Source organism: Sphingomonas kyeonggiensis, assembly GCF_030812785.1.
Taxonomy (GTDB): Bacteria; Pseudomonadota; Alphaproteobacteria; order Sphingomonadales; family Sphingomonadaceae; genus Sphingomonas; species Sphingomonas kyeonggiensis_B.
On sequence record NZ_JAUSTJ010000003.1, the window covers coordinates 125411 to 148278 of the forward strand.

The window sequence follows — 22868 nt, forward strand, 5'->3', positions numbered from 1 at the left end:
GCCCTCAGGGCACGTACACCGCATAGATTGTGAGCATAGGCGGATCGGTGTCCGACAGCCGGGCGTGGAGTACGAGATCGCTTACCGGCTCGGCCACGGTAGTCAGATCGACGAGCAGCCGCCAATGGTTGTTCGCCCCGTCCCAGCTGTAGCAGGACCTTTCCCACACGGTCGGGTCCAGCGGTGCCAGCGTCTCGCCATAGGCGTCGATCGATTCCGCGATCCATTCCTGTGTCTCGGCATCGACCGGGGCGACGCCCTCGATTCCGCGCTCGAGGCCGAAATCCCCTTCCACGAACGCCGCCGCCACATTGGTGAGCAAGGGGCGCCATTCGAGGGGGATGGGATGTTCCGCGTCGTCTTTCTCAGCCATTGAGCGGCGGCTCGCCCAGGCCTTCCTGGACCATGTCGATCTCGCGGACGCCGCGGTTGCGGCGGGCGGTGTTGACCAGCTCGCGCAATTTCTCGCGGCGGACACGGGCCTGCGCCACGTCGCGGATCACCAGCGGCGCCTCGCGCGTCGTCTCGTCGGAGGAGGCGATGCTGATCGTGCCGATATCGGCGAGCTGGTTGACGATCGAGAAGTCGATGCGGACGTCCTTCACCCGGTAGAGCTCGATCTCGTCGATAGACTTCTGGAGGATGCCCTTGTGGAGGATCAGCCGGTCGTCGGTGATCTCATAGGCGATGCCGAGATTCTCGATCCATTTGAGGACCAGCACGACGATCGCGACGGCGAGCAGCAGCGGGGCGACCCAGGCGGCGCCGACCAGCGTGCCCTGCGCCAGGAAATAGAAGGTGCCGACCAGCCCGAGCAGGAAGAGCAAGCAGGTGCCCCAGCCGGCGAGCGTGCCGATCAGCCAGCCGAGCGTGGAGGAACGGAAACGGTCCAGGACTTGCGGCATTCGGGCACTCCCCACGGCGATGTGCCGGGAGGATAGCGCGGATCGCCGCGGCGGCAACTCACGTCGTATATTTGTCGCAGGTCGAGCGGGTCGCGGCGGGCGAGGGATTGTAGAGCTGGGCGAAGTCGCGGCGGTCGCGGACGATGAACGAGGCGACGTAATGGAGCTTCACCGGCGCCATGAAGGTGGAGCCGAACAGCCGCTGATAATCGTAATTCACTTCGACGAAGATCAGCCCCGAGCCGCTGGGGGCGGTGACGACCGCGCCGGGATCGCCCATGCCGGTGACGGTGGTGCCGGCATTGGCCTTGGTCGCGTCGGTCCCCGCGCTGGCGCCGGTGGTGCCATAGCTCGAATCATAGCCGGTGCCGTTCTTCAGCCCGAAGCAGCGCTGCCAGTGGATGCGCATCACCGGGGCGGTGTCGTAGCTCTGCTGGACATATTCGAGGCTCGACAGGATCACCCGGGCATTGGTGCCGATGCCGAGCGAGCTGCCCTGCAGGCGGGTGGCCTGGAGCGCGTTGTTGATGTCGATCTCGCGCAACTGGACGGTCGAGGACGAGCCGCTCATCAGGCCGAGGCGCGAGCCGTTGTCGGCGAGGTTCGAGGCGAGCTGGCTGACGCGCAGATTGGCGATGGCGAGGTTCGCGGTCTCGACGCCGTAGCAGCCGAGCACCAGCACCACCGGCAGCGCGAGCGCGAACTCGAGCATCGCAAGGCCGGACCGGTCGGCGGCGAGGCGGCGGAGCCGGGCGGGGATGGGCAGGCGCTTCATGTGCAGATCGTCGGCGGGGTGGGGATGTTCTGGGTGGCGTAGGGCTGGTTCATCAGCGTGGTGGTGGCGCTGAGCGTCGCGGTGCCCGGCCAGCCGAGCAGGCGCACCACGGGGAACAGGCGGGTATAGGTTACCGAGGCGGTGTAGACGGTCACGTCGTTGGCGCCGCCCTGGCCCGAGCGGCCGGCATCGGCATCCCATTGGCCGTTCCCGTTGATGTCGGTGTAGCACTCGCCCGCCTGGCGGGTGCCGTTGCCGTTGGTGTCGACAAAGGGCTCGGGCGCGACGGCGCTGAAGCTGGTGTAGCTGCGCCGCGCCGGATAGCCGTTGACGTAAGCGGCGGTGCGCGCGACGGCCTGGACCTGATTGAGCACCCGCGCGTCGATCGAGGCGGGCGTGGCGCCCTGGATGCCGCTGTCGCGCCCGGCCTTCTGCACCGCGCCGGTGAGCACCGACTGGACATAGGCCTGATAGCCGAGCTCGCACATGCCCATCATCAGGACGAGCATCACCGGCAGCACGATGGCGAATTCAACCACCGTTGCGCCGCGCCGGTCGCGGAGGAAGAGCAGGGCGTGCCGGATCACTGCGATACCCGCAGCATCGCCACCTGCTTGGCGATCGAGGCGAAGGCAGTCGCCAGGCCCGAGCCGGTGGTGGTGGCGAGCGCCTGGTTGGTGGTGGTGGCGCAGGACTTCATCTCGGTCGTGGCGCTCGAATCGATCGTCACCGTCCAGACCTGGATGTTGCGCGCCTTGGCCGCGCTGCACTCGGCGAGGAAGCGGGCGTTGTGATAGGCCTTGAGGTTGTTGAAGTCGCCGCCGCTGACCCGGCGGTCATAATATTCATTGCCGTACATGCCGTAGACGCCGGTGTTGGGCGCCATGTCACCGTCGGTGAGGAACACGATCACCCGGTTCGGCGCCTGGCGCGACGGCCAGGCGGCGGTGTCGGTGCCGAAGATGCCGGTGGGCGAGATCATGCGGGTGCCCCAGATCATGCCGGTATCGTGATAGGTGCCGCCGATCGGGCGGAAATCGCTGGCGTTGACATAGTTCGACACCTGGGTGCGCGTCATCACCGCCAGCCGCGAGACCGGCTTGCCGCACGAGACATAGCCCGCCTGGAAATAGGGGGTGGTGCCGATGTTCGGATGGCTCGAGCTGTCGCCGGTCGAGGTCGCGCTGCTCGTGCTGCCGTAATTGTTGCGGGCGTAGAACAGCTCCGGCCACATCGGCTTCCACTGGGTGTCGATGTTCGAATTGGGCACCAGGTCCGGATCGAGATCGGGCGGCAGCGCCGACTGGCTGAAGCTCGACGTGCCGGCGGTGGTGGCGCGCTCCTCGATGCAGCCGGTCCAGCGATTGGTGGCACCGGTGGTCTTGCTCGGATCGGTGACCGCGGTGCCGCTCACGAAGTTGCGGACGTCGAAGCTCTGCTGCTGGTAGCGCCAGGTCGGCTGGCCGTTGCTGGTGCCGGTCTGGTAGCGCGATTCATAGTTCCACTGGCTGTTCGCGCTGCCCGAGCCGCCGACCATATAGGCCGGCGACAGCGAGACGATCGCCTTTCCGGCGTTCACCGTCGAGGTGTAGGTGACGAAGCCGTAGCGGATATGGGTGGACGGATCCGCCGCAGAGGCCATCGTATCGTAGAAGCTCAGCACCGCCGAGCGCAGCGCCGCGATGCGCGAGCCGCTCTTCTCGGGTACGTAATAAGCGGTGCTGCCGGGATAGCCGGCGACGCTGTCATTGCCGCTGCCGGTGCCGTCCGCGGGGCGGCTGTAACTGGTGGTGCCGGCCGAGCCGACATAGTTGTTGCAGGTATTGTCGTCGTCGTTCGGCAGGCAGGCCATCGAGCCGGTGGTGTCGAGCACGAAGATCACGTCGGTATCGGCGACGTCGTAGCTCGCCTCGCAGGTGACGGTGAGCGTCTGGCTGGGCACGCCGAACATCGACATGATCGTCATCGGCACGGTCGCAGTGGCAGTGCCGGCGACCTGGGCGTTCGAAGTCTTGCTGGGCGTGAAGGTGGCCGCGGTGGTCTTGAACCAGCCGGTGCGGAAATTGTTGGCGAAGAAGGTCTGGGCCTGGGCGCTTGCGGTCGAATCGAGCGTGGTGTTGTTGAGCGAGCTGTCGGTCATGAACTTGCGGCCGGCGAGCACGCCGGCGTCGCAGGCCTGCTGCAGCCGCGTCTTGACGACATAGAGGCGTGCCGCATCGACGGCGCAGCCGCAAAAGGCGGCGAGCGGGACCAGCATCGCCGCCATCATCGCGAGCGTGTTGCCACGACGGTCCCGCGCGAGGCGGGTCATGAACCGCGATTCTTCCCGACCTTGTTTCACGCGCGACCACTCCGACCCGCAACCCGACGCGGGTCACCCATTGTCTGGGCTTTGCACCAATATGGGCGAGGAGTAGTTTACGGAGGGTTACGGTGAACTACGCATCCGTGCGATTACAGAGGCTTAACCTGTCCTGCCGTTCATAATCCGGGCTCAGCTGCCGGGTGCGGGATCGCCCGCGCCGACCACATTCGCCTCGATCCGCAACGTCTTGCCGCTGGCGAAGGACAAGGTGAGGGGGATCTTCTGCCCGGACTTCACCGCGGGGCCGATCGAATGGAGCATGACGTGACGGCCGCCGGGCGCGAATTCGAGCTTGCCGCCGGCAGGGACGGCGACGTCCTTGAGCGGCGCCATCGCCATCATGCCGTGATCGCCCTTCATGCTCTCGTGCAGCTCGGCCTTGAGCGCGGCGGGCGTGGAGACGGCGAGCAGCGTATCGGCGGCCGCGCCGCCCTGCACGGTGAAATAGGCGGCACCCGGCTGGCCGGAGACGGCGGGCAGGCGAACCCAGGCATTGCTCGCGGAAAGCTCACCCTTGGGCGCGCAGGCGGAAAGTGCCGCCACCGTAACGATCGCTGAAAACCGCCGCATCCTGCATACTCCCATTTCGGGAAAGCCCGTAGAAGGCCGTGCTTCTTGCGGCAAGCGCCAGCGCACCTATATCCGGCGACGTGATCGGTTCTCCGCGCTGCCTCCTAGCAGGGGCGTTGGGGGCCAAGTGTTTGAATTTTACTGGGGGCCAACGAGGGACCATGGCTAAAGTTATCGGTATCGACCTGGGGACGACCAACAGCTGCGTCGCAGTGATGGAGGGCGGCAAGCCCAAGGTCATCGAGAATGTGGAAGGTGCGCGTACCACGCCTTCGATCGTCGCCTTCGCCAAGGACGGCGAGCGCCTGATCGGTCAGCCGGCCAAGCGCCAGGCAGTGACCAACCCGGACAACACGGTTTTCGCGGTGAAGCGCCTGATCGGTCGCCGCTTCGACGACCCCGTCACCAAGAAGGACACCGAGCTGGTGCCCTACACCATCGTGCGCGGCTCCAACGGAGACGCCTGGGTGCAGGCGGGCGGCGAGGATTATTCGCCGTCGCAGATCTCGGCCTTCATCCTGCAGAAGATGAAAGAAACCGCCGAGGCCTATCTCGGCGAGAACGTGACCCAGGCGGTCATCACGGTTCCGGCGTACTTCAACGACGCGCAGCGCCAGGCGACCAAGGACGCCGGCAAGATCGCGGGCCTCGAAGTGCTGCGCATCATCAACGAGCCGACCGCCGCTGCGCTGGCGTACGGCCTCGAGAAGAACGACGGCAAGACGATCGCGGTCTATGACCTTGGCGGTGGCACGTTCGACATCTCGGTGCTCGAGATCGGCGACGGCGTGTTCGAAGTGAAGGCGACCAATGGCGACACCTTCCTGGGCGGCGAGGACTTCGACGCCAAGCTGGTGCAGTTCCTGGCCGACGACTTCAAGAAGGCCGAAGGCATCGACCTCACCAAGGACAAGCTGGCGCTGCAGCGCCTGAAGGAAGCCGCCGAGAAGGCGAAGATCGAGCTTTCGAGCGCGCAGACCACCGAAGTGAACCTGCCCTTCATCACCGCCGACGCCAATGGGCCGAAGCACCTGGTGAAGACGATCAACCGCGCCGAGCTGGAGCGCCTCGTCGAGGACCTGATCCAGCGCACGCTCGAGCCGTGCCGCAAGGCCCTCGCCGATGCCGGCGTCAAGGGCTCGGCGATCGACGAAGTGGTGCTGGTCGGCGGCATGACCCGCATGCCGAAGGTCCGCCAGATCGTGAAGGAGTTCTTCGGCAAGGAGCCGCACACCGGCGTGAACCCGGACGAAGTCGTCGCCATCGGCGCGGCGATCCAGGCGGGCGTGCTCCAGGGCGACGTCAAGGACGTGCTGCTGCTCGACGTGACGCCGCTGTCGCTCGGCATCGAGACGCTGGGTGGCGTGTTCACCCGTATGATCGACCGCAACACCACGATCCCGACCAAGAAGAGCCAGGTCTATTCGACTGCCGACGATGGTCAGCAGGCGGTGACGATCCGCGTCTTCCAGGGCGAGCGTGAAATGGCGGCGGACAACAAGCTGCTCGGCCAGTTCGACCTGGTCGGCATCCCGCCGGCGCCGCGCGGCGTGCCGCAGATCGAAGTGACCTTCGACATCGACGCCAACGGCCTGGTCAATGTGTCGGCCAAGGACAAGGGCACCGGCAAGGAGCAGCAGATCCGCATCCAGGCCTCGGGCGGTCTTTCGGACAGCGACATCGAGCAGATGGTCCGCGACGCCGAGAGCTTCGCCGAAGAGGACAAGAAGCGCCGTGCCGCGGCCGAGGCGAAGAACAACGCCGAGAGCCTGATCCACACGACCGAAAGGCAGCTGGCGGACAATGGCGACAAGGTCGATGCCGGCCTGAAGGCCGAGATCGAGGCGGCGCTGGCCGAGGCCAAGGCGGCGGTCGAGAGCGGCGACGCCGACGACATGCAGGCCAAGAGCCAGAACCTCGCCCAGGTGGCGATGAAGCTCGGCCAGGCGATCTACGAGAAGCAGCAGGCTGCCGAGGCTTCGCCTCAGGCGGGCGCGGCTGCCGGGAACGAGGCGGGCGGCGAGGAAGTCGTCGACGCCGAGTTCTCCGAGGTGGACGACAACAAGGCGTAACTACATGTCTTTCCCCGGCATTCCTGACAGCGTGTTTGGAATGCCGGGTGAAGGCGGGGGCCAGTGTTTTAAATGACCACCGAAGTCGATTATTACGAGCTGCTCGAAGTCGAGCGCACCGCGGACGAGGCCACCCTCAAGTCCGCCTTCCGCAAGCTCGCGATCAAGTATCACCCCGACAAGAATGCCGGGTGCAAGGACCATGAGGCCAAGTTCAAGGCGATCAACGAAGCCTATGACTGCCTGAAGGATCCCCAGAAGCGCGCAGCCTATGACCGGTTCGGCCATGCCGCCTTCAAGAACGGCATGGGCGGCGGGGGCGGTGGCGGCCAGCCCGATTTCGGCGCGTTCAGCGACATCTTCGAAAGCGTGTTCGGCGAGTTCATGGGCGGCGGACGCGGCGGCCAGCGCCAGCAGCGCCGCGGCGCCGACCTGCGCTACGACATGGAGATCACGCTCGAGGACGCGTTCGACGGCACGACCACCGAGATCACCGTCGACGTCTCCGGGCACTGCGACAGCTGCGAGGGCACCGGTGCCAAGCCGGGGACCAAGGCGACCCAGTGCAAATATTGCGGCGGGCACGGCAAGGTGCGCGCGCAGCAGGGCTTCTTCGTGGTCGAGCGCGCCTGCCAGCATTGCCACGGCGCCGGCGAGATCATCGACGAGCCGTGCCGCGATTGCCGCGGCGAGGGCCGGACCGACAAGACCAAGACGCTCAAGATCAACGTGCCGCCCGGCGTGGACGAAGGCACGCGGATCCGCCTGCAGGGCGAGGGCGAGGCGGGCGCGCGCGGCGCACCGGCTGGCGACCTCTACATCTTCCTTCACGTCAAGAAGCACGCGATCTTCGAGCGCGAGGGGACGAACCTGTTCGCCCATGCGCCGATCAGCTTCACCACCGCGGCGCTGGGTGGCGAGATCGTCCTGCCCGGGCTCGACGGCGAGAAGCATGTGATCAAGATCGCCCCCGGCACGCAGAGCGGCCGCGAGGTACGCCAGCGCGGCGCCGGCATGCCGGTGCTTCAGGGCCGCGGGCGTGGCGACCTGGTCGTCGAGCTGGTCGTCGAGATGCCGACCAAGCTCACGTCGAAGCAGCGCGAGTTGCTCGAGGAATTCCGCGCGACCGAGACGGGCGATGAATGCCCACAGGCGACCGGCTTCTTCGCCAAGCTCAAGGCGGCCTTGGGCTGAGGCCTGGATCAGCTGCTGAAGGATGGAGCGCCCTCTTCGCCACGTGCGGGGAGGGCGTTTGCTTTGATACGCCTCCCGGGGAGGTGCTAGAGTTGGACTACATTGGCACGCTAACATCGACCGAAATGAGGATTACATCTCCGTTCAAACGGCTATAAATGGGCGCCGATTGTCTCTGAAAATAGAAAGCGACGACGCCTATTTCTCCGAGAACCGTGAAGCCCCGTTGGCGTAATTTTGTCGATAATTGAGCCGCGATTTCGTTTGATCTTGTTCCGCCAACGCCTTCAATTTCGATTGGTATATTAGGCCATCTGGCATTTAGTTCGGTCGAAAATTGATCGATGATTTCGTCGGTTAATTCGAATCGCTGTTGTCCAAGCTGGAGTTTGTCGACGCGACCAAAGGTGTAACCGCCGGGGGCACCATGCACATTATAGGTATCTCCCAGGCGGTCCCCTTCCAGTTGCTTCAGCTTGTGATTGCACAAGATTAGACCAGTAAACCACAGCAAAAACACGGTGCAGGTAATCGGCCAGAAGAGTCCATTGCTGGATATGGCCACTAGCCGATCGAAACATCGCACGAGCCATGGTTTGTATTCTGGGAATGCCTGCGCAAACCCAAGGCCAGCGGTGAAGATGAAGCCGATGAGTGGGAAAAAGCTTATGCCCACCCATTTGAGTGTGTCGTGAAAGATCTTCCAAACCATTGAGGCTGATGTGCCGCCTTTTGAAGCGGTTGTGGAGTCCCTCTCGCCCTGTTTTATCTGCCGACTAGCCGCGACCACCAAGTCCGCGTCAGTGGTGAGACCTCATTAGATGCAGCACCCAGTTAACGTGAACGTCAGCTGCAAACCCAGTTCAGCATCGCCTCAGTGCGACTCGCATAGAAGAGCCTCATCCCCGGTGCCCAGGCACCGGCCAGAAGAGGAGTTGAGAACATGAAGAAGATGCTTCTGGGCCTTGCGGCCATGGCCGTTGCCCTTCCCGCCCTGCCTGCCACTGCGAGCGCGCAGGATTATTATGGCGGATATCGCGACCATGGCCGCTATGCCCGCGACTATCGCGACCGCGGCTATGACCGGGGTTACAACGACCGCGGCTATTATAACGGCCCGACCTGGCGCGGGCGTGACGGCCGCCGCTATTGCCGCCGTTCGGACGGCACGACCGGCCTGCTGCTCGGCGGCGTCGCCGGTGCCCTGGTCGGCCGCAGCATCGACCGCTACGGCGACCGCACCCCCGGCACCCTGCTCGGTGCGCTCGGCGGCGCGCTGGTCGGCCAGGCGATCGACAAGGACAATGGCGGTCGTCGCTGCCGCTAAACCCTCGGTTCGAGGAGGCAAGGGGCCCGGTGGAAACGCCGGGCCCTTTCCTTTTGCGCTCAGGCCGGCAGGCCGTAGCCGTCGATCCGCTCGACCGCGAGCCGGGTGATTTCGGGCGGGGCGGTGATGCGCGCGGGCAGGTCCTGCTCGAACGCCTTGAACGCGGGCAGGCCGGTCACGGCTTCGCTGCTGTCCTCGGCGGTGTTGAGGAAGACATGGATGAATTCGTCGCCCTGACGGAACAGGCCATAGGCGATGTGTTCGGGGCTGGTGGCATGGACCTCACCGAACGCCGCTTTGGCCAGGCGGACATTCTCCTCGGCGGCCTCGGGCTTCACGGTGTAGCGGACCATCGTCAATCGGGGCATCTGCTTTCTCCTTCCGCCAGCCATGACGGTGCGGAGGGCGAAAAGGATTCGGCGTCCGCGAATCTTTTTCGAGCGCCGCATCGTCTATCGTGCGGATCACGATAGGAGAGGCCGATGACCCCCGAGACCCTGGCCGCGCTGCGCCCCGCGCTGCACCGCTATTGCGCGCGGATGATGGGATCCGCCTTTGACGGCGAGGACGTCGTGCAGGAGGCGCTGGCCAAGGCGAGCGCGGCGCTGGCGGGCGGGGCGGTCATCAAGGAGCCCCAGCGCTGGGCGTTCCGCATCGCCCACAACGCCGCGCTCGACGCGATCCGCAAGCGGCGGCGCGAGGCCCATGCCGAGTTGGACGCGGAGGCGCCGGGCGGTGCCCCGGCGGACAGCCGCGCGGCGGCGACGGCGGCGCTTTCGACCTTCCTCGCGCTGCCGCCCGGGCCGCGTGCCGCGGTGGTGCTCGCCGATGTGCTCGGCCATTCGGGCGAGGAAGTCGCCGCGATCCTCGACACGACACTGGCGGCGGTCAAGGCGGCGCTGCATCGCGGCCGGGCAAGGCTGCGCGAGATCGCCGAGGCGCCGGTGCGGCTCGATCCCGCCGAGCGGGCGCGGCTGGAGGACTATGCGGCGCGGTTCAACGCGCATGACTGGGATGCGCTGCGCGGGCTGCTGGCGGAGGATGTCCAGCTCGACCTGGTCGCGCGGACCCGGCTGGCCGGCGCGGAGAGCGTCGGGGTCTATTTCACCCGCTACCGCGAAAATCCGGTGTGGCGGATGGAAGTGGCGCTGGCCGAGGGGCAGCCGGTGCTGGTCGCATATCCGCGGGACGGCGGCGCGCCGGCGTTCGTCGTGCTGCTCGAATGGCGCGAAGGGAAGATCGCGGGAATCCGCGACTTCCACTTCGCGACCTATGTGATGGACGGGCTGGTGCTGGGCTGAGGCGGAAGCCGGGGCTCCCGCCTCGATCCCCTCAGGCGAAGGCGCGGCGGAACAGCGACAGGCCGTGGAATTCCAGCGCGGCGAGTCCGGCCACCGCCATCGCCTGGACGGTGAGGAAAGCGATGCCGAGCGGGTTGGGTGCGAGTAGCGCGATCACCGCGAAGCTCGCCGCGGTCCAGCCGAGGTTGAGCCAGGCGACGGCGCGGACCGGCCATTCGAGCCGATCGGTGTGGCGCGCGGCCCAGAGCATGAATGCCGCCGAGGGGAAGAGCAGCAGGCCCGCCTCGAACAGCAGGGCGGCCGGCAGGCCGAGCAGGCCGGCGAGCGGTCCCGCGGCGGCGGCGAGCAGCGCGCCCATCGCCAGGCAGGTAGCGGCGTCGACGGTCAGCACGGTGCGGAGGAACTGGATCGGGTTGGTCATGATGCATCTCCCTTGCTGGTTGATGGCCCAAGGCTGACGCGATCGATGCGCCGGGTCGATTACGCGCGAGGTAATGGAAACGCGCGGGCGATCGGGGCAGGGTCGGGGCGAAGGAGATTTGCCCGTGCAGCCAGCCGTCCGCCCGCTCGGCGACCAGATCAAGGAATGGCGCCGGCGACGCCGGCTGAGCCAGATGGACCTCGCGCTGGATGCCGAGATCTCGACCCGGCACCTGAGCTTCATCGAGACCGGGCGGACCCGGCCGAGCCGCGAGATGGTGCTGAAGCTGTCCGACCAGCTCGAGCTGCCGCTGCGCGAGCGCAACGCGCTGCTGCTCGCAGCCGGGTTCGCGCCGCTCTATGCCGAGCGGGCGCTCGACGACCCGGCGCTGGCGGCGGCGCGGCGGGCGATCGACCTGGTGCTGAAGGGGCACGAGCCCTGGCCGGCGCTGGCGATCGACCGGCACTGGCATTTGGTCGCGGCCAATGCGGCGGTGGCGCCGTTGCTGGCGGGCTGCGCACCGCATCTGCTCGAAGGGCCGGTCAATGTGCTGCGGCTGAGCCTGCATCCCGAGGGGCTGGCGCCGCGCATCCGCAACCTGGCCGAGTGGCGGGCGCACCTGCTCGACCGGCTGCGGCGCCAGGCGCTGACGACGGGCGATGAAGGGCTGGACGCGCTGGCCGCCGAGCTGGCGGCTTATCCCTTTCCGGACGGTGCGGGGCATGCCGAGGATTTCGGCGGGGTGGCGATCCCGCTGCGGCTGGCGACGCCGCTTGGCGAGCTCAGCTTCATCAGCACCACCACCGTGTTCGGTACCCCGCTCGACGTGACGCTCGACGAGCTGGCGATCGAGGCCTTCTACCCGGCCGATGCGATCACCGCCGAGCGGCTGCGGGCGCTGGGGTAGCGCCCGCAACACTTGGGGATCAGGCGGCGCGGGCGGCCTTGAGCGCGTTGCCCCACCAGGCGATCTCGTCGAACAGGGTGGTGCGCGACGCGGCGAGATAGGGATAGTCGTCGAGCGTCTTGCCCTGCTGGAGGATGCCGAGGAACGGCTCCATGCCGATATTCACCTCGGCCTTGATCGGCGCCATGTGGAGCTCGATCGCGACGCCGCGCAGCTGTTCGATCGCGCGGGCACCGCCGACGCCGCCATAGCCGACGAACGCCACGGGCTTGCGGCGCCATTCGAAGGTGGCCGAATCGAGCGCGTTCTTCAGCACCGCGGTGGGGCCGTGATTATACTCGGCGGCGGTGATGATGAAGCCGTCATATTTGCCGATCTTCTGGCGCCATTCCTCGGCCAGCGGATTGGAATAGACGCCCTGGGTCCAGGCCGGGGCGACCGGCTCTTCGAACAAGGGCAGGTTCTGGTCGCGCAGGTCGAGGATATCGAGCGCGAAATCGGTTCGCTCGGCGGCGCCGGCGGCGATCCACTGGGCAGGCACGTCCGCGAAACGCTGGGGACGCGTGCTGCCGATGATGAGTGCGAGGTTGAGCATGGAAATTTCGACCCTTTCCGGTTACGAATCGTAACAGGGGATCAAATGATGCGGTGGCCGCATCCCCACAAGGAGGCACATTTCTGGAACCCAGGCACACGCATGATAGCTGCATCCCGGTCCGCGCGATGCTCGCCAAGATCGGCGACAAGTGGAGCATCCTGACGATCATGATGCTGAGCGACGGGACCAAAAGGTTCAGCGAGCTGCAGCGCGGGATCGACGGCATCTCGCAGCGGATGCTGACGCTCACCCTGCGCGGACTCGAGCGCGACGGGCTGGTGACGCGCGAGGTGTTCCCGACGATCCCGCCGCGCGTGGAATATACGCTGACGCCGCTCGGGCGCTCGCTGCAGGTGCCGGTGAAGGCGCTAGGCGAGTGGGTGGTGAAGAATCTGGCGGAGCTGGATGCGGCGCGGCGGCGGTTCGATGCGATGGGGGAGGGCAGCGATTAAATTCCTCCCCGAGCTTGTCTCGGGGAGGGGGACCATTCGCGCAGCGAATGGTGGAGGGGCTAGCGGAGGAGCGGCGCCTAGCGCCGCACCCCTCCACCACGCCCTGCGGGCGCGGTCCCCCTCCCCCAGCAAGCTGGGGGAGGAATTTGGCTTACCGCCCGTCGTCGCTCCAGTGCGGCGGGTCGCTGAGCAGCTTGATCAGCCCGTAGCCCGCGCCGAGCTTGTGGAGATCGGCGTTGGTCTCGCCCGAACGGGGCGCGCCGATCTCGCGGGTCTTGCCCTGCTTGTCCTTGATCTTGAGCGTGCCGGTCCAGGAGATCGTCATGTCGATCGCGCGGCCCTCGATATGGCGCGAAGTGAGCGAGGGCTCGTAGGCGATCTGGAAGAGGTTCACCATCTGCTGGGCGGCGGCCTTCGACTTGGCCAGGTCGCCATGGTCCCACTGGATGGCGAGGCCGGGCAGGGCGGGGACCTTGTTCGGGGCGACCGCGCCGTTCGCGACGCGCCAGCTGTAATGCATCAGATGCGCCCGGGTGGCGTTGCGGCGGGTGGAGGAGATGGCGACGCTGGCGCCGGCATCCTTCAGCAGCTTGAGGAAGGCGGTGACATTGTCGCGGAACGGCTGGACCAGGTCGGCGACCGCGGCGCTGTTGGGGTATCTCGCCTGGTTGGCGTTCCACCAGTCGGCGCCCGAGAGCGGCGGGCGGGCGCCCTGGCCGGCGGCGAGCGCGGTCCAGGTCTTGCCGGCGGGAGAGATCAGTCCGTCGGGCTTGGCGGCGGCGAGCACCTTCGCCTGGTAGCCGCTGATCGCGGCGATGGTCAGCGACCCGCATTCGCCGGTGGTGGGGAGCAGCTTCTGGCCGGTATAGCCGAGCCAGTCGTTGAGCAGATGCTGGACGACCAGCACGTCCGCCAGGTCGTTGACGCCGCCCTTGCCCACCGATGCACCGATCGCCATCCGCCCGTCTCCCTGTTCGAGTCGGGGATGGCGTATCCGGCGAAATCCTACTTTGCCAGCAGGTCGGCGACGGCGCGGGAGATGCTGGCGAGGGTGTAGGGTTTCTGGGTGACCATCGCGTCGGCATGCTCGGGCGGAAGCTTGAGCTGCTCGCCATAGCCGGTGGCGAAGAGGAAGGGCACGCCGGCGGCGGCAAGGTCGGCGGCGAGCGGCAGGCTGGTCTCGGCGCCGAGATTGACGTCGAGCACCGCGGCCTCGAACGCCTCGCGGCCGATCTCGTCGCGTGCCTGGGCGAGGCTGCCGGCGGTGACGACGCGGCGCGCGCCGAGTCTGGTGAGGATGTCCTCTGCGTCCATCGCGATGATCAGGCTGTCCTCGACCAGCAGCACGACGCCCGAGAGCAGCTTCGCCTCGGGCGCGCCGGGGGCGGGCTCGGGCGCCGGGGCAGGGCGGGCGGCGCGGCGGGAATCGACTTCGATATGGCGCGCGGGCACGCAGAAATCGGCTTCGAGCCCGGTGAGCGGGTAGCGGACCTCGGCGCGGCCGCCCAGGTCATAGGGGATCGAGCGGGTGATGATCGTGGTGCCGAAGCCCTGGCGCTTGGGCGGCTGGACCGCGGGGCCACCCTGCTCGCGCCATTCGATCTGGAGGTCGCCCTCGCGGTCGAGCGACCAGCCGACCAGGACCGCGCCATTGTCCGACAGCGCGCCATATTTGGCCGAATTGGTCATCAGCTCGTGCAGCACCAGCGCCAGCGTCGAGAAGGCCTGGGGGTGGAGCATCACCGCCGGGCCGTCGATCGCCACGCGATCGGCCTTGCCGCCGAGATAGGCCGCCGCCTCGGTCTCGATCAGGCGCGAGAGCGGTGCGGCGGACCAATTGTCCTGGGTAATCTGGTCGTGCGCGCGGGCGAGGCTCTCGATCCGGCCTTCGAGCAAATGGATGGTCTCGCGCGCATCGGCCTCGGGATCGAGCGACTGGCGGACCAGCCCGCGGATCAGGCTGAGGATGTTGCGGACGCGGTGGTTGAGCTCGGCGATCAGCAGCTCCTGCCGCTCGGAGAAGCGGCGGCGCTCCTCCTGGGCATCGTCGCTGAGGCGCAGCACGACTTCGATCAGCGAGGCGCGCAGCATCTCGGCGACGCGCAGCTCGACGTTCGAAAACAGTTCGGAGCGGCCACGGACTTCCTGCGACCACAGCTCGAAGCTCTTGCGGGGCGTCAGGCGCGGGCCGTTGGGGCCGAGCTGGGCAGGCTTGTGCGGATCGCCGGCCCATTTGACCGTGCGGATCCGCTCCTGGCGGAACAACAGGACATAGTCGCGCGGGCGGCGCGAGATCGGGATCGCCAGCATGCCCGCGGCGACATCGTCATATTCCGCGGCGGCGGGGAGGGTATCGGCGAGCCGGTCGGTCGCGAAGATCTTGCCGGCGGCCATGGCGTTGAGGCGGCGGGTGATCGTGGAGATCGCGTCGGGCGGCGGTGTCATGCCCGAATAGCCGACCTTGCCGTCGATCCAGATCGCGATGCCGTCGCACGGCACGGTCTCGCGCAGCATCGTGCCGAGCCATTCGGGATTGTCGAGCAGGCTGGCATCGCCGGCGACGGCGGCGAGGAGGCGGTCGCTGGAGAAGCGCGCGGCCATCTCGTACGCGGCCAGTTCCTTGCGCTCGCGGCTCTCGAGCTTGAGCGCGAACATCTGGCCGAACAGCTCGGCGATCGAGCGGCGCTCGAAACTGGGGCAGCGCGCCGAATAATGGTGGCAGGCGAACAGGCCCCAGAGCTGGCCCTCGACGATGATCGAGATCGACAGCGAGGCACCGACGCCCATGTTCTTGAGATATTCGATATGGATCGGCGAAACCGAGCGCAGCACAGAGAGCGACAGGTCGATCGGCGCGCCGCTCTCGTCGAGCCGCGGGAGGACCGGCACCGGATCGGCGTTGACGTCGGCGATAATCCGGAACGGCGTGCGGACATAGAGCTTGCGCGCCTGTTGCGGGATGTCGCTGGCCGGATAGCGCAGGTCGAGGAAGCTGCCGATGCCGGCGCGGGCGGCCTCGGCCACCACCACGCCCGAGCCGTCGCGATCGAAGCGATAGACCATGACGCGGTCGAAGCCGGTGAGCGCGCGGACCTGGCGGGCGCCTTCGCGGTAGAAGCTCGCGGCATCGTTGGTCTCGTCGAGCCGGGCCATCATCGCGCGGATTGCCGAGCCGACATCGGTGGTCGCCTCGTCGCGGCTCTCCTCGCCTTCCAGCACGATCGTGTCGCCGATCATGTGGAGCGCGAAATCGAAGCTGCGGCCGCTGGCGATCTTCAGCCCGAAGACGCGCTCGACCGCATCATTGCCGCGCAGCATCGCCAGGCGGTTGCGCAGAGTGTGGACGGCATGATCGCCGAGCAGCACTACTGCGGAGGTGCCGAGCAAATCGTCGGCGGATTTCTCGAGATACTGCTCGGCATTGGCCGAGACGCGGCGGATCAGCCAGTCGACCGACAAGGCGAGCAGGAAGCCGAAGGGCTGGACGGCGCCCAACTCATGAATCGGCTCGCGATCGCAATTGGTGAGATCGACCTCGAAGTTACCGTCCGTCGCCAATCCCGACCTTTCGCCAATCTGCCGCCGAACGTTCGAACGCCGCGAAAGTGGCAAGCGCCGCGGCAAGGCCCGTCTCCAGCGCAGCGGGGTCGCGCAGGAGACTGTCGATAACCGTCAGTAGTTGCTGCCACTTTTCGGCGCGCTGATCTGCATCAAGATAGGCGCGGGGAAATCCGGCGGGGAGACGACGCGAGAGGAATTTGCCGCCGAGACGAGAGCCTTCGAGGACGTAGAGGGTGCCGGCGATGGCTGCCGGGCTGTCGAAATTCCAGCCGTCATCCCCGCGAAAGCGGGGACCCATCTCCTCACCGTGCGGCGAGGAGGACAGTGCGGGAGATGGGCCCCCGCTTTCGCGGGGGTGACGTAAAAACGCCAAGTCTTCCCTCAGCAGCGCGCCGCGCTTGCGGCTCTCCCAATCCGCCACCACCCGCTCGCCCGGCAGCGCCGCTTCCAGCGGCCACACCACATCGGCATGGGCGGCGAGGAAGCGGGCATAGCTGTCCCGGTCGGTCAGGTCGAAATCGGCAAAGGCCGCGTCCACCCGGTCGTGCGCCTTGGCCGTGGCATCGCGCAGCGCCTTGTGGACGGGGTTCCTCAAGCGAAGACGCGGTCGAAGATCGTGTCGACGTTCTTGAAGTGATAGCCGAGGTCGAACTTGTCCTCGAGCTCCTCGACCGAGAGCGCGGCGGTGACTTCGGGATCGGCCTTGAGCAGCTCGAGCAGCGACAGCTGGCCGTCCGATTCCCACACCTTCATCGCATTGCGCTGGACCAGCCGGTAGCTGTCCTCGCGGCTGACGCCGGCCTGGGTGAGGGCAAGAAGCACGCGCTGCGAATGCACGAGGCCGCCCATTCGATCCAAATTCTTCTGCATGCGCTCGGGATAGACGAGCAGCTTGTCCATCACGCCGGTGAGGCGGGCGAGGGCGAAATCGAGCGTGATCGTCGCGTCCGGACCGATGTACCGCTCGACCGAGGAGTGCGAGATGTCGCGCTCATGCCACAGCGCGACATTCTCCATCGCCGGGATGGTGGCGCTGCGGACCATGCGGGCGAGGCCGGTGAGGTTCTCGGTGAGCACCGGGTTGCGCTTGTGCGGCATTGCCGACGAACCCTTCTGGCCGGGCGAGAAATACTCTTCCGCTTCCAGAACTTCGGTGCGCTGCAGGTGGCGAACCTCGACGGCGAGGCGCTCGATCGAGGAGGCGATCACGCCGAGCGTGGCGAAGAACATCGCGTGGCGATCGCGCGGGATGACCTGGGTCGAGACCGGTTCGACCGACAGGCCGAGCTTCTCGGCGACATGCGCTTCCACGCGCGGATCGATATTGGCGAAGGTGCCGACCGCGCCCGAGATCGCGCAGGTGGCGATGTCCGCACGCGCGGCGAGCAGGCGCTCCTTGTTGCGCTTGAACTCGGCATAGGCCTCGGCGAGCTTGAGGCCGAAGGTGACCGGCTCGGCATGGATGCCGTGGCTGCGGCCGATCGTCGGGGTGAGCTTGTGCTCATAGGCGCGGCGCTTGAGCACTTCGAGCAGCGCATCGAGATCGGCGAGCAGGATGTCGCTGGCGCGGGCGAGCTGGACCGCGAGGCAGGTGTCGAGCACGTCCGAGCTGGTCATGCCCTGGTGCATGAAGCGCGCTTCGTCGCCGACCTGCTCGGCCACCCAGGTGAGGAAGGCGATGACGTCGTGCTTGGTGACGGCCTCGATCGCGTCGATCGCGGCGACGTCGATCGCCGGGTTGGTCGCCCACCAGTCCCACAGCGCCTTGGCGGCGCTCTTCGGCACCACGCCGAGTTCGGCCAGCGCCTCGGTCGCGTGCGCCTCGATCTCGAACCAGATGCGGAAGCGCGCTTCGGGCGACCAGAGCGCGGTCATCTCGGGGCGCGAATAACGGGGGACCATTGCAAGCCTTTCGCCGGGGGGAGTCGGGGTGCCCCTAGCAAGCGGGGGATAGGGGGGCAACCAAGCGGCGGGCGTTGCTGCCGGGCCACAGCGCAAATGAAATGCGATGAAATGGCGCGGGATGGCGTTGGGTAGAGGCTTGGATGGGAAAAGCGCGGAACATCACTGCAGGATTGTCGGTTGGTTGCCTGAATGTATCTGAAGATAATCACTCGGACCCTCAGAAATAAGGTCTGAAGTACAACAAGGAGATTGCTGATGCTGAAGCCTATGCTTCTTGCCACTTCTATGATGTTCGCTGTTCCGGCCTTGGCGCAGGAGACGCCGAAGCCGGACAATAGCCAGTCGGCCCAGACTACGCCGGTTCAGGATCAGGCCGCGAAGCCGGTGACGGACGACAAGGCGCCGGGCGTGCAGGAAGAGCCGCAGGATGCGGCGGCCACCGCCCAGGCGACTCCGCAGCCGACCCAGCCGGCCCCGGCGCAGGGCGTGGCACAGGCCACGACCGAGGCTTCGCCTGCCGCTACCGCTTCGGCGGCGCCTGCTGCGCAGCCGGGTGCCCAGCCCGCCACGGCGACCGCTGCCGTCACTCCGGCCGCCACGCCCGCGGCTTCGCAGGAGCAGGTCGCCCAGGCGGTCGGCCGTGACTTCGGCAGCTATGACAAGGATGCCGACGGCAAGCTGAGCAAGACCGAGTTCGCCGACTGGATGGGCTCGCTGCGCAAGGCCGCGGAGCCGGGCTTCCAGCCGGGTTCGGCCGAGGCGACGACCTGGTCCAGCCAGGCCTTCACCAATGCCGACACGGACAAGAACGCCGCCGTGAACAAGCAGGAGCTGACTGTGTTCCTGACGCCCAAGCAGCCGGGTTAAATATTTCGTCGCGCCGGATACGCATGGCGCTACTCCCGAACGGTCGCCGGACTTGCCTCCGGCGGCCGTTTGGTTTGTCGGCCTCCGCGATTCCAGCGTTCGGTTTGTTGGTTTCCCCGATTCCGGCGCATTGCTCATCCGGGTCCGCTGCGTCATCCCGGCCCTACAGCCGTCATCCCGGCGAAAGCCGGGATCTCAGGCGAAGGCGCCGGGAAGGAGCCGCACGAGATCCCGGCTTTCGCCGGGATGACGGAATATGCCTGGATGACGGTTAGGGCCGTGATGACGATTGCGCGTCAAGGCGACAGTACAGCGTAGCGCTGTTCTCAGAGCAGCCCCTGTCCCCTGAGCGAGGCATGGCCGTCGCGGCCCATGATGATATGGTCGTGCACCGCGATCCCCATGCCCTTGCCCGCGGCCATGATTTGGCGGGTGATCTCGATATCGGCGCGGCTTGGGGAGGGATCGCCGGAGGGGTGGTTGTGGACCAGGATCAGCGCCGCCGAGCCGAGGTCGATCGCCCGGCGGATCACTTCGCGGACATAGACCGCAGCCTCGTCGATCGTGCCTTCGCCCATCAGCTCGTCGCGGATCAGCATGTTCTTCGAATTGAGGTGGAGGACGCGGAAGCGCTCGATCACATGATGCGCCATGTCGGCGCGGAGATAGTCGAGCAGCGCCTGCCAGTTGGCGAGCACCGGGCGCTCGGCGACTTCGGCGCGGAGCAGGCGGAGTGCGGCGGCGTGGGCGGCCTTCAGCGCGGCGACGCTGGTCTCGCCCATGCCCTTCACCCGGGCAAGCGCCTCGGCATCGGCGGTGAGAAGTCCCGCGATCCCGCCGAACTCATGGAGCAGCGCCTTGGCCAGCGGCTTGGTATCCTGGCGGGGAATCGCCAGCGCGAGGAGGTATTCGACCAGTTCGTGATCGAGCAACGCGTCCGGCCCGCCCTCGAACAGGCGGCGGCGCAGGCGCGCGCGGTGGCCGCTATTGTCGGGGGCCTCGGACATGCCCGATTTGTTCCTGCAAACGCCGCTTTATTCAAGGCGAGGATTTCGCCGATTTGGCGATAGAGTTGACTCGTCCCGCGAGCATTCCTAAAGCGGCGGCGCATCAGGGGCCTTGGCACAGGATGCCACGTGTCGCCGGCACCTGCGCGGCGGCTTTTTCATATCTGGATCGCACGAACCTTGTCCGACGACCGCAATCCCGACGACCTCGATCGCCGCATCAAGGATGCGAAGGCAGAGCATGCGCGCGGCGTGACCAACGCCGAAGGCAAGGCGGAAACCCGTGGCTGGGCGATCGGCATCGAATTCGTCGGTGCCGTACTCGTCTCGGGCTTCATCGGCTGGCTGATCGACAATTATGCCGGCCTCGGCACCAAGCCCTGGGCGATGGTGGTGATGCTGCTGCTCGGCTTCGCCGCCGGCGTGCGCCGCGCGATGCAGACCTCCGCCGAATTCGACGCCGATCCCAACACCGATAGCAAGGAATAACCGACCACCATGGCCGGCCCGATGGAACAGTTCGCAGTCAAGGTGCTCCACCCGATCAACGCGGGGGGCTATGACCTGTCGTTCACCAACTCGTCGCTGTGGATGGCGATCGCGCTGGCCGCGGTCTCGATCTTCCTGTTCGTCGGCACCGCCCGTCCGCAGCTCGTCCCGGGCCGCTGGCAGGCCGCGGTGGAATATGTCTACGATTTCGTACGACGCATGCTGGACGAGAATGTCGGCCCCGAAGGGCGCCGCTTCGCGCCGCTGATCTTCGCGATCTTCATCTTCGTGCTCGCCTGCAACCTGCTGGGCCTGATCCCCTGGGTGGGCGCGTTCACGCCGACCAGCCATATCTCGGTGACGCTCGGCCTCGCCATGCTGGTGTTCATCACCGTCTGCATCGTCGGCTTCGCACGCCACGGCCTGCACTTCTTCAGCCTGTTCTGGCCGAAGGACGCCAATATCGCGCTGGGCCTGTTCGTGTTCATCATCGAGGTGCTGAGCTTCCTCAGCCGCCCGTTCACGCTCGCCATCCGACTGTTCGCCAACATGACCGCCGGCCATGTGCTGCTGAAGGTGTTCGGCACCTTCGTCGTGTCGCTCGGCTCGTTCGGCGCGCTGCCCTATGTCTTCGGCATCCTGCCGCTTTCGGTGAACGTCGCGCTTTCCGCGCTCGAGGTTCTGATCGCGGTGGTGCAGGCCTATGTCTTCGCGCTTCTGGCTTCGCTCTACCTGAACGACGCCATCAATCTCCACTAATTCGACTTAGTCTCAAGGAAGGGAATATCATGGACGTAGCAGTTGCAGCCAAGATCGGTGCCGGCCTCGCTGCCATCGGTGCTGGCCTCGCCGCCATCGGCGTGGGCGCCATCTTCGGTCTCTACCTGCAGGGTGCGCTGCGCAACCCGGCGGCTGACGCCAAGATGGGCGGCCGCCTGATCTTCGGTTTCGCCGTGACCGAGGCGCTCGGCCTGATCGCCGCCGTCGTCGCGCTCGCGCTCGCCTTCTCGTAAGAAAGACGGGGCCAGCCGGCCATGCCACAGTTCGATTTCGCCAATGTCTTCCTGCCGCAGCTGGTGTGGCTCGCGATCTTCTTCGCGGTCCTCTACTTTGCGGTCGTCCTGCCGACGCTGCCCAAGCTGGGCCGCACGATGCAGGCGCGCGAGGACCAGGTGACCGGCGACCTTGACGCCGCCGAGGCTGCCAAGGCGTCGGCCGACAAGCTCGCCGCGGACTATGACGCCGGCGTGGCCGAGGCTCAGGAATCGGCGCGCGCGGCGCTCAACGCCGCGCACGCCAAGGCGACCAAGTCGCTCGAGACCAAGCTGGCCAAGGCCGATGCCAAGCTCGCCGAGCGGGTGGCAGCGGCCGAGGCCGAGCTGACCGAAGCCCGCACCAAGGCGCTGGGCGAGGTCGAGGCGATCGCCGCGGACGTGGCGAGCGACCTGGTCGAGCAGCTGACCGGCAAGCGCCCGACCGCTGCCGACGCCGCCAAGGCGGCGCGCGCGGTGGCGGGCTGAAGGACCTGACATGAGTGCACATACTCCCGCCGACCAGACCGTCGCGCTTACCGAAGCCGATGGCGGCGCGCACCATGAAGGCCCCACGCTGCTCGGTCTCGGTGCCGAAGGCTGGGTCTATGTCGGGCTGACCATCTTCATCCTGCTGGCGATCTTCGTCGGCAAGGCCCCGAAGAAGATCGCCGAGGCGCTGGACAAGCGCATCGCCGACACCCGCGCCGAGCTGGACCGCGCCCGCGCGATCCGCGAGGAGGCCGAGAAGCTGCTCGCCGACGCCAAGGCGCGCACCGCGGCGAGCGCCAACGACGCCGCAGCGATCGTTGCCCATGCCGAGCAGGAAGCCACCGCGCTGATCGCCAAGGCCGAGGCGGACGCCAAGCTGCTCACCCAGCGGCGCACCAAGATGGCCGAGGACAAGATCGCCGCCGCCGAGCGCGCTGCGATCGCCGACGTCCGTGCCAAGGCTGCCGATGCCGCTGCCGCTGCTGCTTCCGCGATCATCGCGGAGAAGCATGGTGCCGGGGCGGACAAGCCGCTCGTCGACAAGACGATCGCGGGGCTGGGCCGGCTGAACTGATCCTCTGCTTCGGCGGCAGGTTGAACGAAAAGGGCGCGCTGCCTCCGGGCGGTGC

Annotated in this window: 27 protein-coding genes; 12 read left to right on the forward strand and 15 right to left on the reverse strand. The window is 66.9% G+C overall.

Translation table 11 applies throughout. From position 1 onward, the window contains the following. Nucleotides 1-4: 4 nt before the first annotated feature. From J2W22_RS18365 to J2W22_RS18390, 6 genes are all read right to left on the reverse strand, one after another. Nucleotides 5-373: a DUF7668 domain-containing protein gene (locus J2W22_RS18365; protein ID WP_307119727.1), complete on the reverse strand. Its 369-nt coding sequence runs from the start codon at nucleotides 371-373 to the stop codon at nucleotides 5-7. Continuing rightward, nucleotides 366-905 (reverse strand): PH domain-containing protein, encoded by a 540-nt coding sequence (locus J2W22_RS18370; protein WP_307119728.1) that lies wholly within the window; start codon nucleotides 903-905, stop codon nucleotides 366-368. The genes J2W22_RS18365 and J2W22_RS18370 overlap by 8 nt, the downstream gene beginning before the upstream one ends. 58 nt (nucleotides 906-963) lie before the next feature. Further along, nucleotides 964-1680 (reverse strand): TadE/TadG family type IV pilus assembly protein, encoded by a 717-nt coding sequence (locus J2W22_RS18375; protein WP_307119729.1) that lies wholly within the window; start codon nucleotides 1678-1680, stop codon nucleotides 964-966. After that, nucleotides 1677-2267, reverse strand: a complete 591-nt coding sequence (locus tag J2W22_RS18380; protein ID WP_307119730.1) for a TadE/TadG family type IV pilus assembly protein — start codon at nucleotides 2265-2267, stop codon at nucleotides 1677-1679. The genes J2W22_RS18375 and J2W22_RS18380 overlap by 4 nt, the downstream gene beginning before the upstream one ends. Further along, nucleotides 2264-3991: a TadE/TadG family type IV pilus assembly protein gene (locus J2W22_RS18385; RefSeq protein WP_307119731.1), complete on the reverse strand. Its 1728-nt coding sequence runs from the start codon at nucleotides 3989-3991 to the stop codon at nucleotides 2264-2266. The genes J2W22_RS18380 and J2W22_RS18385 overlap by 4 nt, the downstream gene beginning before the upstream one ends. A gap of 183 nt (nucleotides 3992-4174) precedes the next feature. Further along, complete coding sequence (locus J2W22_RS18390; protein ID WP_307119732.1) at nucleotides 4175-4615, reverse strand: copper chaperone PCu(A)C; 441 nt, start codon at nucleotides 4613-4615, stop codon at nucleotides 4175-4177. Between the two features lie 161 nt (nucleotides 4616-4776). Here J2W22_RS18390 and dnaK point away from each other — a divergent pair, with 161 nt between their 5' ends. Both dnaK and dnaJ read left to right on the forward strand, forming a co-directional pair. Next, nucleotides 4777-6687 (forward strand): molecular chaperone DnaK, encoded by a 1911-nt coding sequence (gene dnaK / locus J2W22_RS18395; RefSeq protein ID WP_307119733.1) that lies wholly within the window; start codon nucleotides 4777-4779, stop codon nucleotides 6685-6687. 72 nt (nucleotides 6688-6759) lie between these two features. Then, the gene (dnaJ, locus tag J2W22_RS18400; protein WP_307119734.1) at nucleotides 6760-7881 is read left to right on the forward strand and encodes a molecular chaperone DnaJ; all 1122 of its coding nucleotides are present in this window, start codon (nucleotides 6760-6762) and stop codon (nucleotides 7879-7881) included. 97 nt (nucleotides 7882-7978) lie between these two features. Here dnaJ and J2W22_RS18405 read toward each other — a convergent pair whose 3' ends face one another. Further along, a complete protein-coding gene (locus tag J2W22_RS18405) occupies nucleotides 7979-8593 on the reverse strand; it encodes a hypothetical protein (RefSeq protein WP_307119735.1) in 615 nt (204 codons plus the stop codon). A gap of 231 nt (nucleotides 8594-8824) precedes the next feature. On the opposite strand from J2W22_RS18405, the gene J2W22_RS18410 reads away from it, so the two are divergent. Next, nucleotides 8825-9208 carry a glycine zipper 2TM domain-containing protein gene (locus J2W22_RS18410; protein WP_307119736.1) on the forward strand — a complete coding sequence of 128 codons (384 nt, stop codon included), beginning with the start codon at nucleotides 8825-8827 and terminating at the stop codon, nucleotides 9206-9208. A 59-nt stretch (nucleotides 9209-9267) separates the two neighbouring features. Here J2W22_RS18410 and J2W22_RS18415 read toward each other — a convergent pair whose 3' ends face one another. Further along, the gene (locus J2W22_RS18415) at nucleotides 9268-9576 is read right to left on the reverse strand and encodes a hypothetical protein (RefSeq protein ID WP_307119737.1); all 309 of its coding nucleotides are present in this window, start codon (nucleotides 9574-9576) and stop codon (nucleotides 9268-9270) included. Between the two features lie 114 nt (nucleotides 9577-9690). Between J2W22_RS18415 and J2W22_RS18420 the strand changes: the two genes are divergently transcribed. Further along, nucleotides 9691-10509, forward strand: coding sequence for a sigma-70 family RNA polymerase sigma factor (locus tag J2W22_RS18420; RefSeq protein ID WP_307119738.1), 819 nt, complete (start codon nucleotides 9691-9693; stop codon nucleotides 10507-10509). Between the two features lie 31 nt (nucleotides 10510-10540). Here the strand turns inward: J2W22_RS18420 and J2W22_RS18425 are convergent, their stop codons facing one another. Continuing rightward, entirely contained in the window at nucleotides 10541-10930 is a 390-nt protein-coding gene (locus J2W22_RS18425; protein WP_307119739.1) for a hypothetical protein, read from the reverse strand. Between the two features lie 124 nt (nucleotides 10931-11054). Between J2W22_RS18425 and J2W22_RS18430 the strand changes: the two genes are divergently transcribed. Next, nucleotides 11055-11837 carry a helix-turn-helix domain-containing protein gene (locus tag J2W22_RS18430; protein WP_307119740.1) on the forward strand — a complete coding sequence of 261 codons (783 nt, stop codon included), beginning with the start codon at nucleotides 11055-11057 and terminating at the stop codon, nucleotides 11835-11837. 19 nt (nucleotides 11838-11856) lie between these two features. Here J2W22_RS18430 and J2W22_RS18435 read toward each other — a convergent pair whose 3' ends face one another. Then, entirely contained in the window at nucleotides 11857-12432 is a 576-nt protein-coding gene (locus J2W22_RS18435) for an NADPH-dependent FMN reductase (protein ID WP_307119741.1), read from the reverse strand. 128 nt (nucleotides 12433-12560) lie between these two features. Here J2W22_RS18435 and J2W22_RS18440 point away from each other — a divergent pair, with 128 nt between their 5' ends. Further along, on the forward strand, nucleotides 12561-12887 hold the full coding sequence (locus J2W22_RS18440; protein WP_307119742.1) for a winged helix-turn-helix transcriptional regulator: 327 nt from the start codon (nucleotides 12561-12563) through the stop codon (nucleotides 12885-12887). A gap of 151 nt (nucleotides 12888-13038) precedes the next feature. On the opposite strand, the gene J2W22_RS18445 is transcribed toward J2W22_RS18440, so the two are convergent. The 4 genes from J2W22_RS18445 to purB are packed head-to-tail and all read right to left on the reverse strand — an operon-like array spanning nucleotide 13039 to nucleotide 18350. Then, nucleotides 13039-13845: a hypothetical protein gene (locus J2W22_RS18445; protein WP_307119743.1), complete on the reverse strand. Its 807-nt coding sequence runs from the start codon at nucleotides 13843-13845 to the stop codon at nucleotides 13039-13041. A 47-nt stretch (nucleotides 13846-13892) separates the two neighbouring features. Next, entirely contained in the window at nucleotides 13893-16445 is a 2553-nt protein-coding gene (locus J2W22_RS18450; RefSeq protein WP_307119744.1) for an HWE histidine kinase domain-containing protein, read from the reverse strand. After that, on the reverse strand, nucleotides 16429-17043 hold the full coding sequence (locus J2W22_RS18455) for a biliverdin-producing heme oxygenase (RefSeq protein ID WP_307119745.1): 615 nt from the start codon (nucleotides 17041-17043) through the stop codon (nucleotides 16429-16431). The genes J2W22_RS18450 and J2W22_RS18455 overlap by 17 nt, the downstream gene beginning before the upstream one ends. Continuing rightward, entirely contained in the window at nucleotides 17040-18350 is a 1311-nt protein-coding gene (gene purB / locus J2W22_RS18460) for an adenylosuccinate lyase (protein WP_307119746.1), read from the reverse strand. The genes J2W22_RS18455 and purB overlap by 4 nt, the downstream gene beginning before the upstream one ends. 258 nt (nucleotides 18351-18608) lie before the next feature. On the opposite strand from purB, the gene J2W22_RS18465 reads away from it, so the two are divergent. Beyond that, nucleotides 18609-19220, forward strand: coding sequence for a hypothetical protein (locus J2W22_RS18465; RefSeq protein WP_307119747.1), 612 nt, complete (start codon nucleotides 18609-18611; stop codon nucleotides 19218-19220). 326 nt (nucleotides 19221-19546) lie between these two features. Here J2W22_RS18465 and radC read toward each other — a convergent pair whose 3' ends face one another. Then, nucleotides 19547-20227 carry a RadC family protein gene (radC, locus tag J2W22_RS18470; protein WP_307119748.1) on the reverse strand — a complete coding sequence of 227 codons (681 nt, stop codon included), beginning with the start codon at nucleotides 20225-20227 and terminating at the stop codon, nucleotides 19547-19549. 180 nt (nucleotides 20228-20407) lie between these two features. Between radC and J2W22_RS18475 the strand changes: the two genes are divergently transcribed. The 5 genes from J2W22_RS18475 to J2W22_RS18495 are packed head-to-tail and all read left to right on the forward strand — an operon-like array spanning nucleotide 20408 to nucleotide 22813. After that, nucleotides 20408-20716 carry an AtpZ/AtpI family protein gene (locus J2W22_RS18475; RefSeq protein WP_307119749.1) on the forward strand — a complete coding sequence of 103 codons (309 nt, stop codon included), beginning with the start codon at nucleotides 20408-20410 and terminating at the stop codon, nucleotides 20714-20716. A gap of 21 nt (nucleotides 20717-20737) precedes the next feature. Beyond that, nucleotides 20738-21475, forward strand: a complete 738-nt coding sequence (locus tag J2W22_RS18480; RefSeq protein WP_373422999.1) for a F0F1 ATP synthase subunit A — start codon at nucleotides 20738-20740, stop codon at nucleotides 21473-21475. 29 nt (nucleotides 21476-21504) lie between these two features. Beyond that, nucleotides 21505-21729, forward strand: coding sequence for a F0F1 ATP synthase subunit C (locus J2W22_RS18485; protein WP_307119751.1), 225 nt, complete (start codon nucleotides 21505-21507; stop codon nucleotides 21727-21729). A gap of 21 nt (nucleotides 21730-21750) precedes the next feature. Further along, on the forward strand, nucleotides 21751-22236 hold the full coding sequence (locus J2W22_RS18490) for a F0F1 ATP synthase subunit B family protein (protein ID WP_307119752.1): 486 nt from the start codon (nucleotides 21751-21753) through the stop codon (nucleotides 22234-22236). Between the two features lie 10 nt (nucleotides 22237-22246). Then, entirely contained in the window at nucleotides 22247-22813 is a 567-nt protein-coding gene (locus J2W22_RS18495; RefSeq protein WP_307119753.1) for a F0F1 ATP synthase subunit B family protein, read from the forward strand. The last annotated feature ends 55 nt before the right edge of the window (nucleotides 22814-22868 follow it).

Excerpts from the sequence above, each read along its gene's own strand:
- J2W22_RS18365 (WP_307119727.1), bottom strand. The coding sequence starts at position 373 with ATGGCTGAGAAAGACGACGCGGAACATCCCATCCCCCTCGAATGGCGC.
- J2W22_RS18440 (WP_307119742.1), top strand. The coding sequence starts at position 12,561 with ATGCTCGCCAAGATCGGCGACAAGTGGAGCATCCTGACGATCATGATG.
- J2W22_RS18415 (WP_307119737.1), bottom strand. The coding sequence starts at position 9,576 with ATGCCCCGATTGACGATGGTCCGCTACACCGTGAAGCCCGAGGCCGCC.
- J2W22_RS18370 (WP_307119728.1), bottom strand. The coding sequence starts at position 905 with ATGCCGCAAGTCCTGGACCGTTTCCGTTCCTCCACGCTCGGCTGGCTG.
- J2W22_RS18495 (WP_307119753.1), top strand. The coding sequence starts at position 22,247 with ATGAGTGCACATACTCCCGCCGACCAGACCGTCGCGCTTACCGAAGCC.
- J2W22_RS18405 (WP_307119735.1), bottom strand. The coding sequence starts at position 8,593 with ATGGTTTGGAAGATCTTTCACGACACACTCAAATGGGTGGGCATAAGC.
- dnaJ (WP_307119734.1), top strand. The coding sequence starts at position 6,760 with ATGACCACCGAAGTCGATTATTACGAGCTGCTCGAAGTCGAGCGCACC.
- J2W22_RS18420 (WP_307119738.1), top strand. The coding sequence starts at position 9,691 with ATGACCCCCGAGACCCTGGCCGCGCTGCGCCCCGCGCTGCACCGCTAT.
- J2W22_RS18435 (WP_307119741.1), bottom strand. The coding sequence starts at position 12,432 with ATGCTCAACCTCGCACTCATCATCGGCAGCACGCGTCCCCAGCGTTTC.
- J2W22_RS18385 (WP_307119731.1), bottom strand. The coding sequence starts at position 3,991 with ATGACCCGCCTCGCGCGGGACCGTCGTGGCAACACGCTCGCGATGATG.
- J2W22_RS18485 (WP_307119751.1), top strand. The coding sequence starts at position 21,505 with ATGGACGTAGCAGTTGCAGCCAAGATCGGTGCCGGCCTCGCTGCCATC.
- radC (WP_307119748.1), bottom strand. The coding sequence starts at position 20,227 with ATGTCCGAGGCCCCCGACAATAGCGGCCACCGCGCGCGCCTGCGCCGC.
- dnaK (WP_307119733.1), top strand. The coding sequence starts at position 4,777 with ATGGCTAAAGTTATCGGTATCGACCTGGGGACGACCAACAGCTGCGTC.
- J2W22_RS18490 (WP_307119752.1), top strand. The coding sequence starts at position 21,751 with ATGCCACAGTTCGATTTCGCCAATGTCTTCCTGCCGCAGCTGGTGTGG.
- J2W22_RS18445 (WP_307119743.1), bottom strand. The coding sequence starts at position 13,845 with ATGGCGATCGGTGCATCGGTGGGCAAGGGCGGCGTCAACGACCTGGCG.
- J2W22_RS18465 (WP_307119747.1), top strand. The coding sequence starts at position 18,609 with ATGCTGAAGCCTATGCTTCTTGCCACTTCTATGATGTTCGCTGTTCCG.
- J2W22_RS18375 (WP_307119729.1), bottom strand. The coding sequence starts at position 1,680 with ATGAAGCGCCTGCCCATCCCCGCCCGGCTCCGCCGCCTCGCCGCCGAC.
- J2W22_RS18480 (WP_373422999.1), top strand. The coding sequence starts at position 20,738 with ATGGAACAGTTCGCAGTCAAGGTGCTCCACCCGATCAACGCGGGGGGC.
- J2W22_RS18410 (WP_307119736.1), top strand. The coding sequence starts at position 8,825 with ATGAAGAAGATGCTTCTGGGCCTTGCGGCCATGGCCGTTGCCCTTCCC.
- J2W22_RS18425 (WP_307119739.1), bottom strand. The coding sequence starts at position 10,930 with ATGACCAACCCGATCCAGTTCCTCCGCACCGTGCTGACCGTCGACGCC.
- J2W22_RS18390 (WP_307119732.1), bottom strand. The coding sequence starts at position 4,615 with ATGCGGCGGTTTTCAGCGATCGTTACGGTGGCGGCACTTTCCGCCTGC.
- purB (WP_307119746.1), bottom strand. The coding sequence starts at position 18,350 with ATGGTCCCCCGTTATTCGCGCCCCGAGATGACCGCGCTCTGGTCGCCC.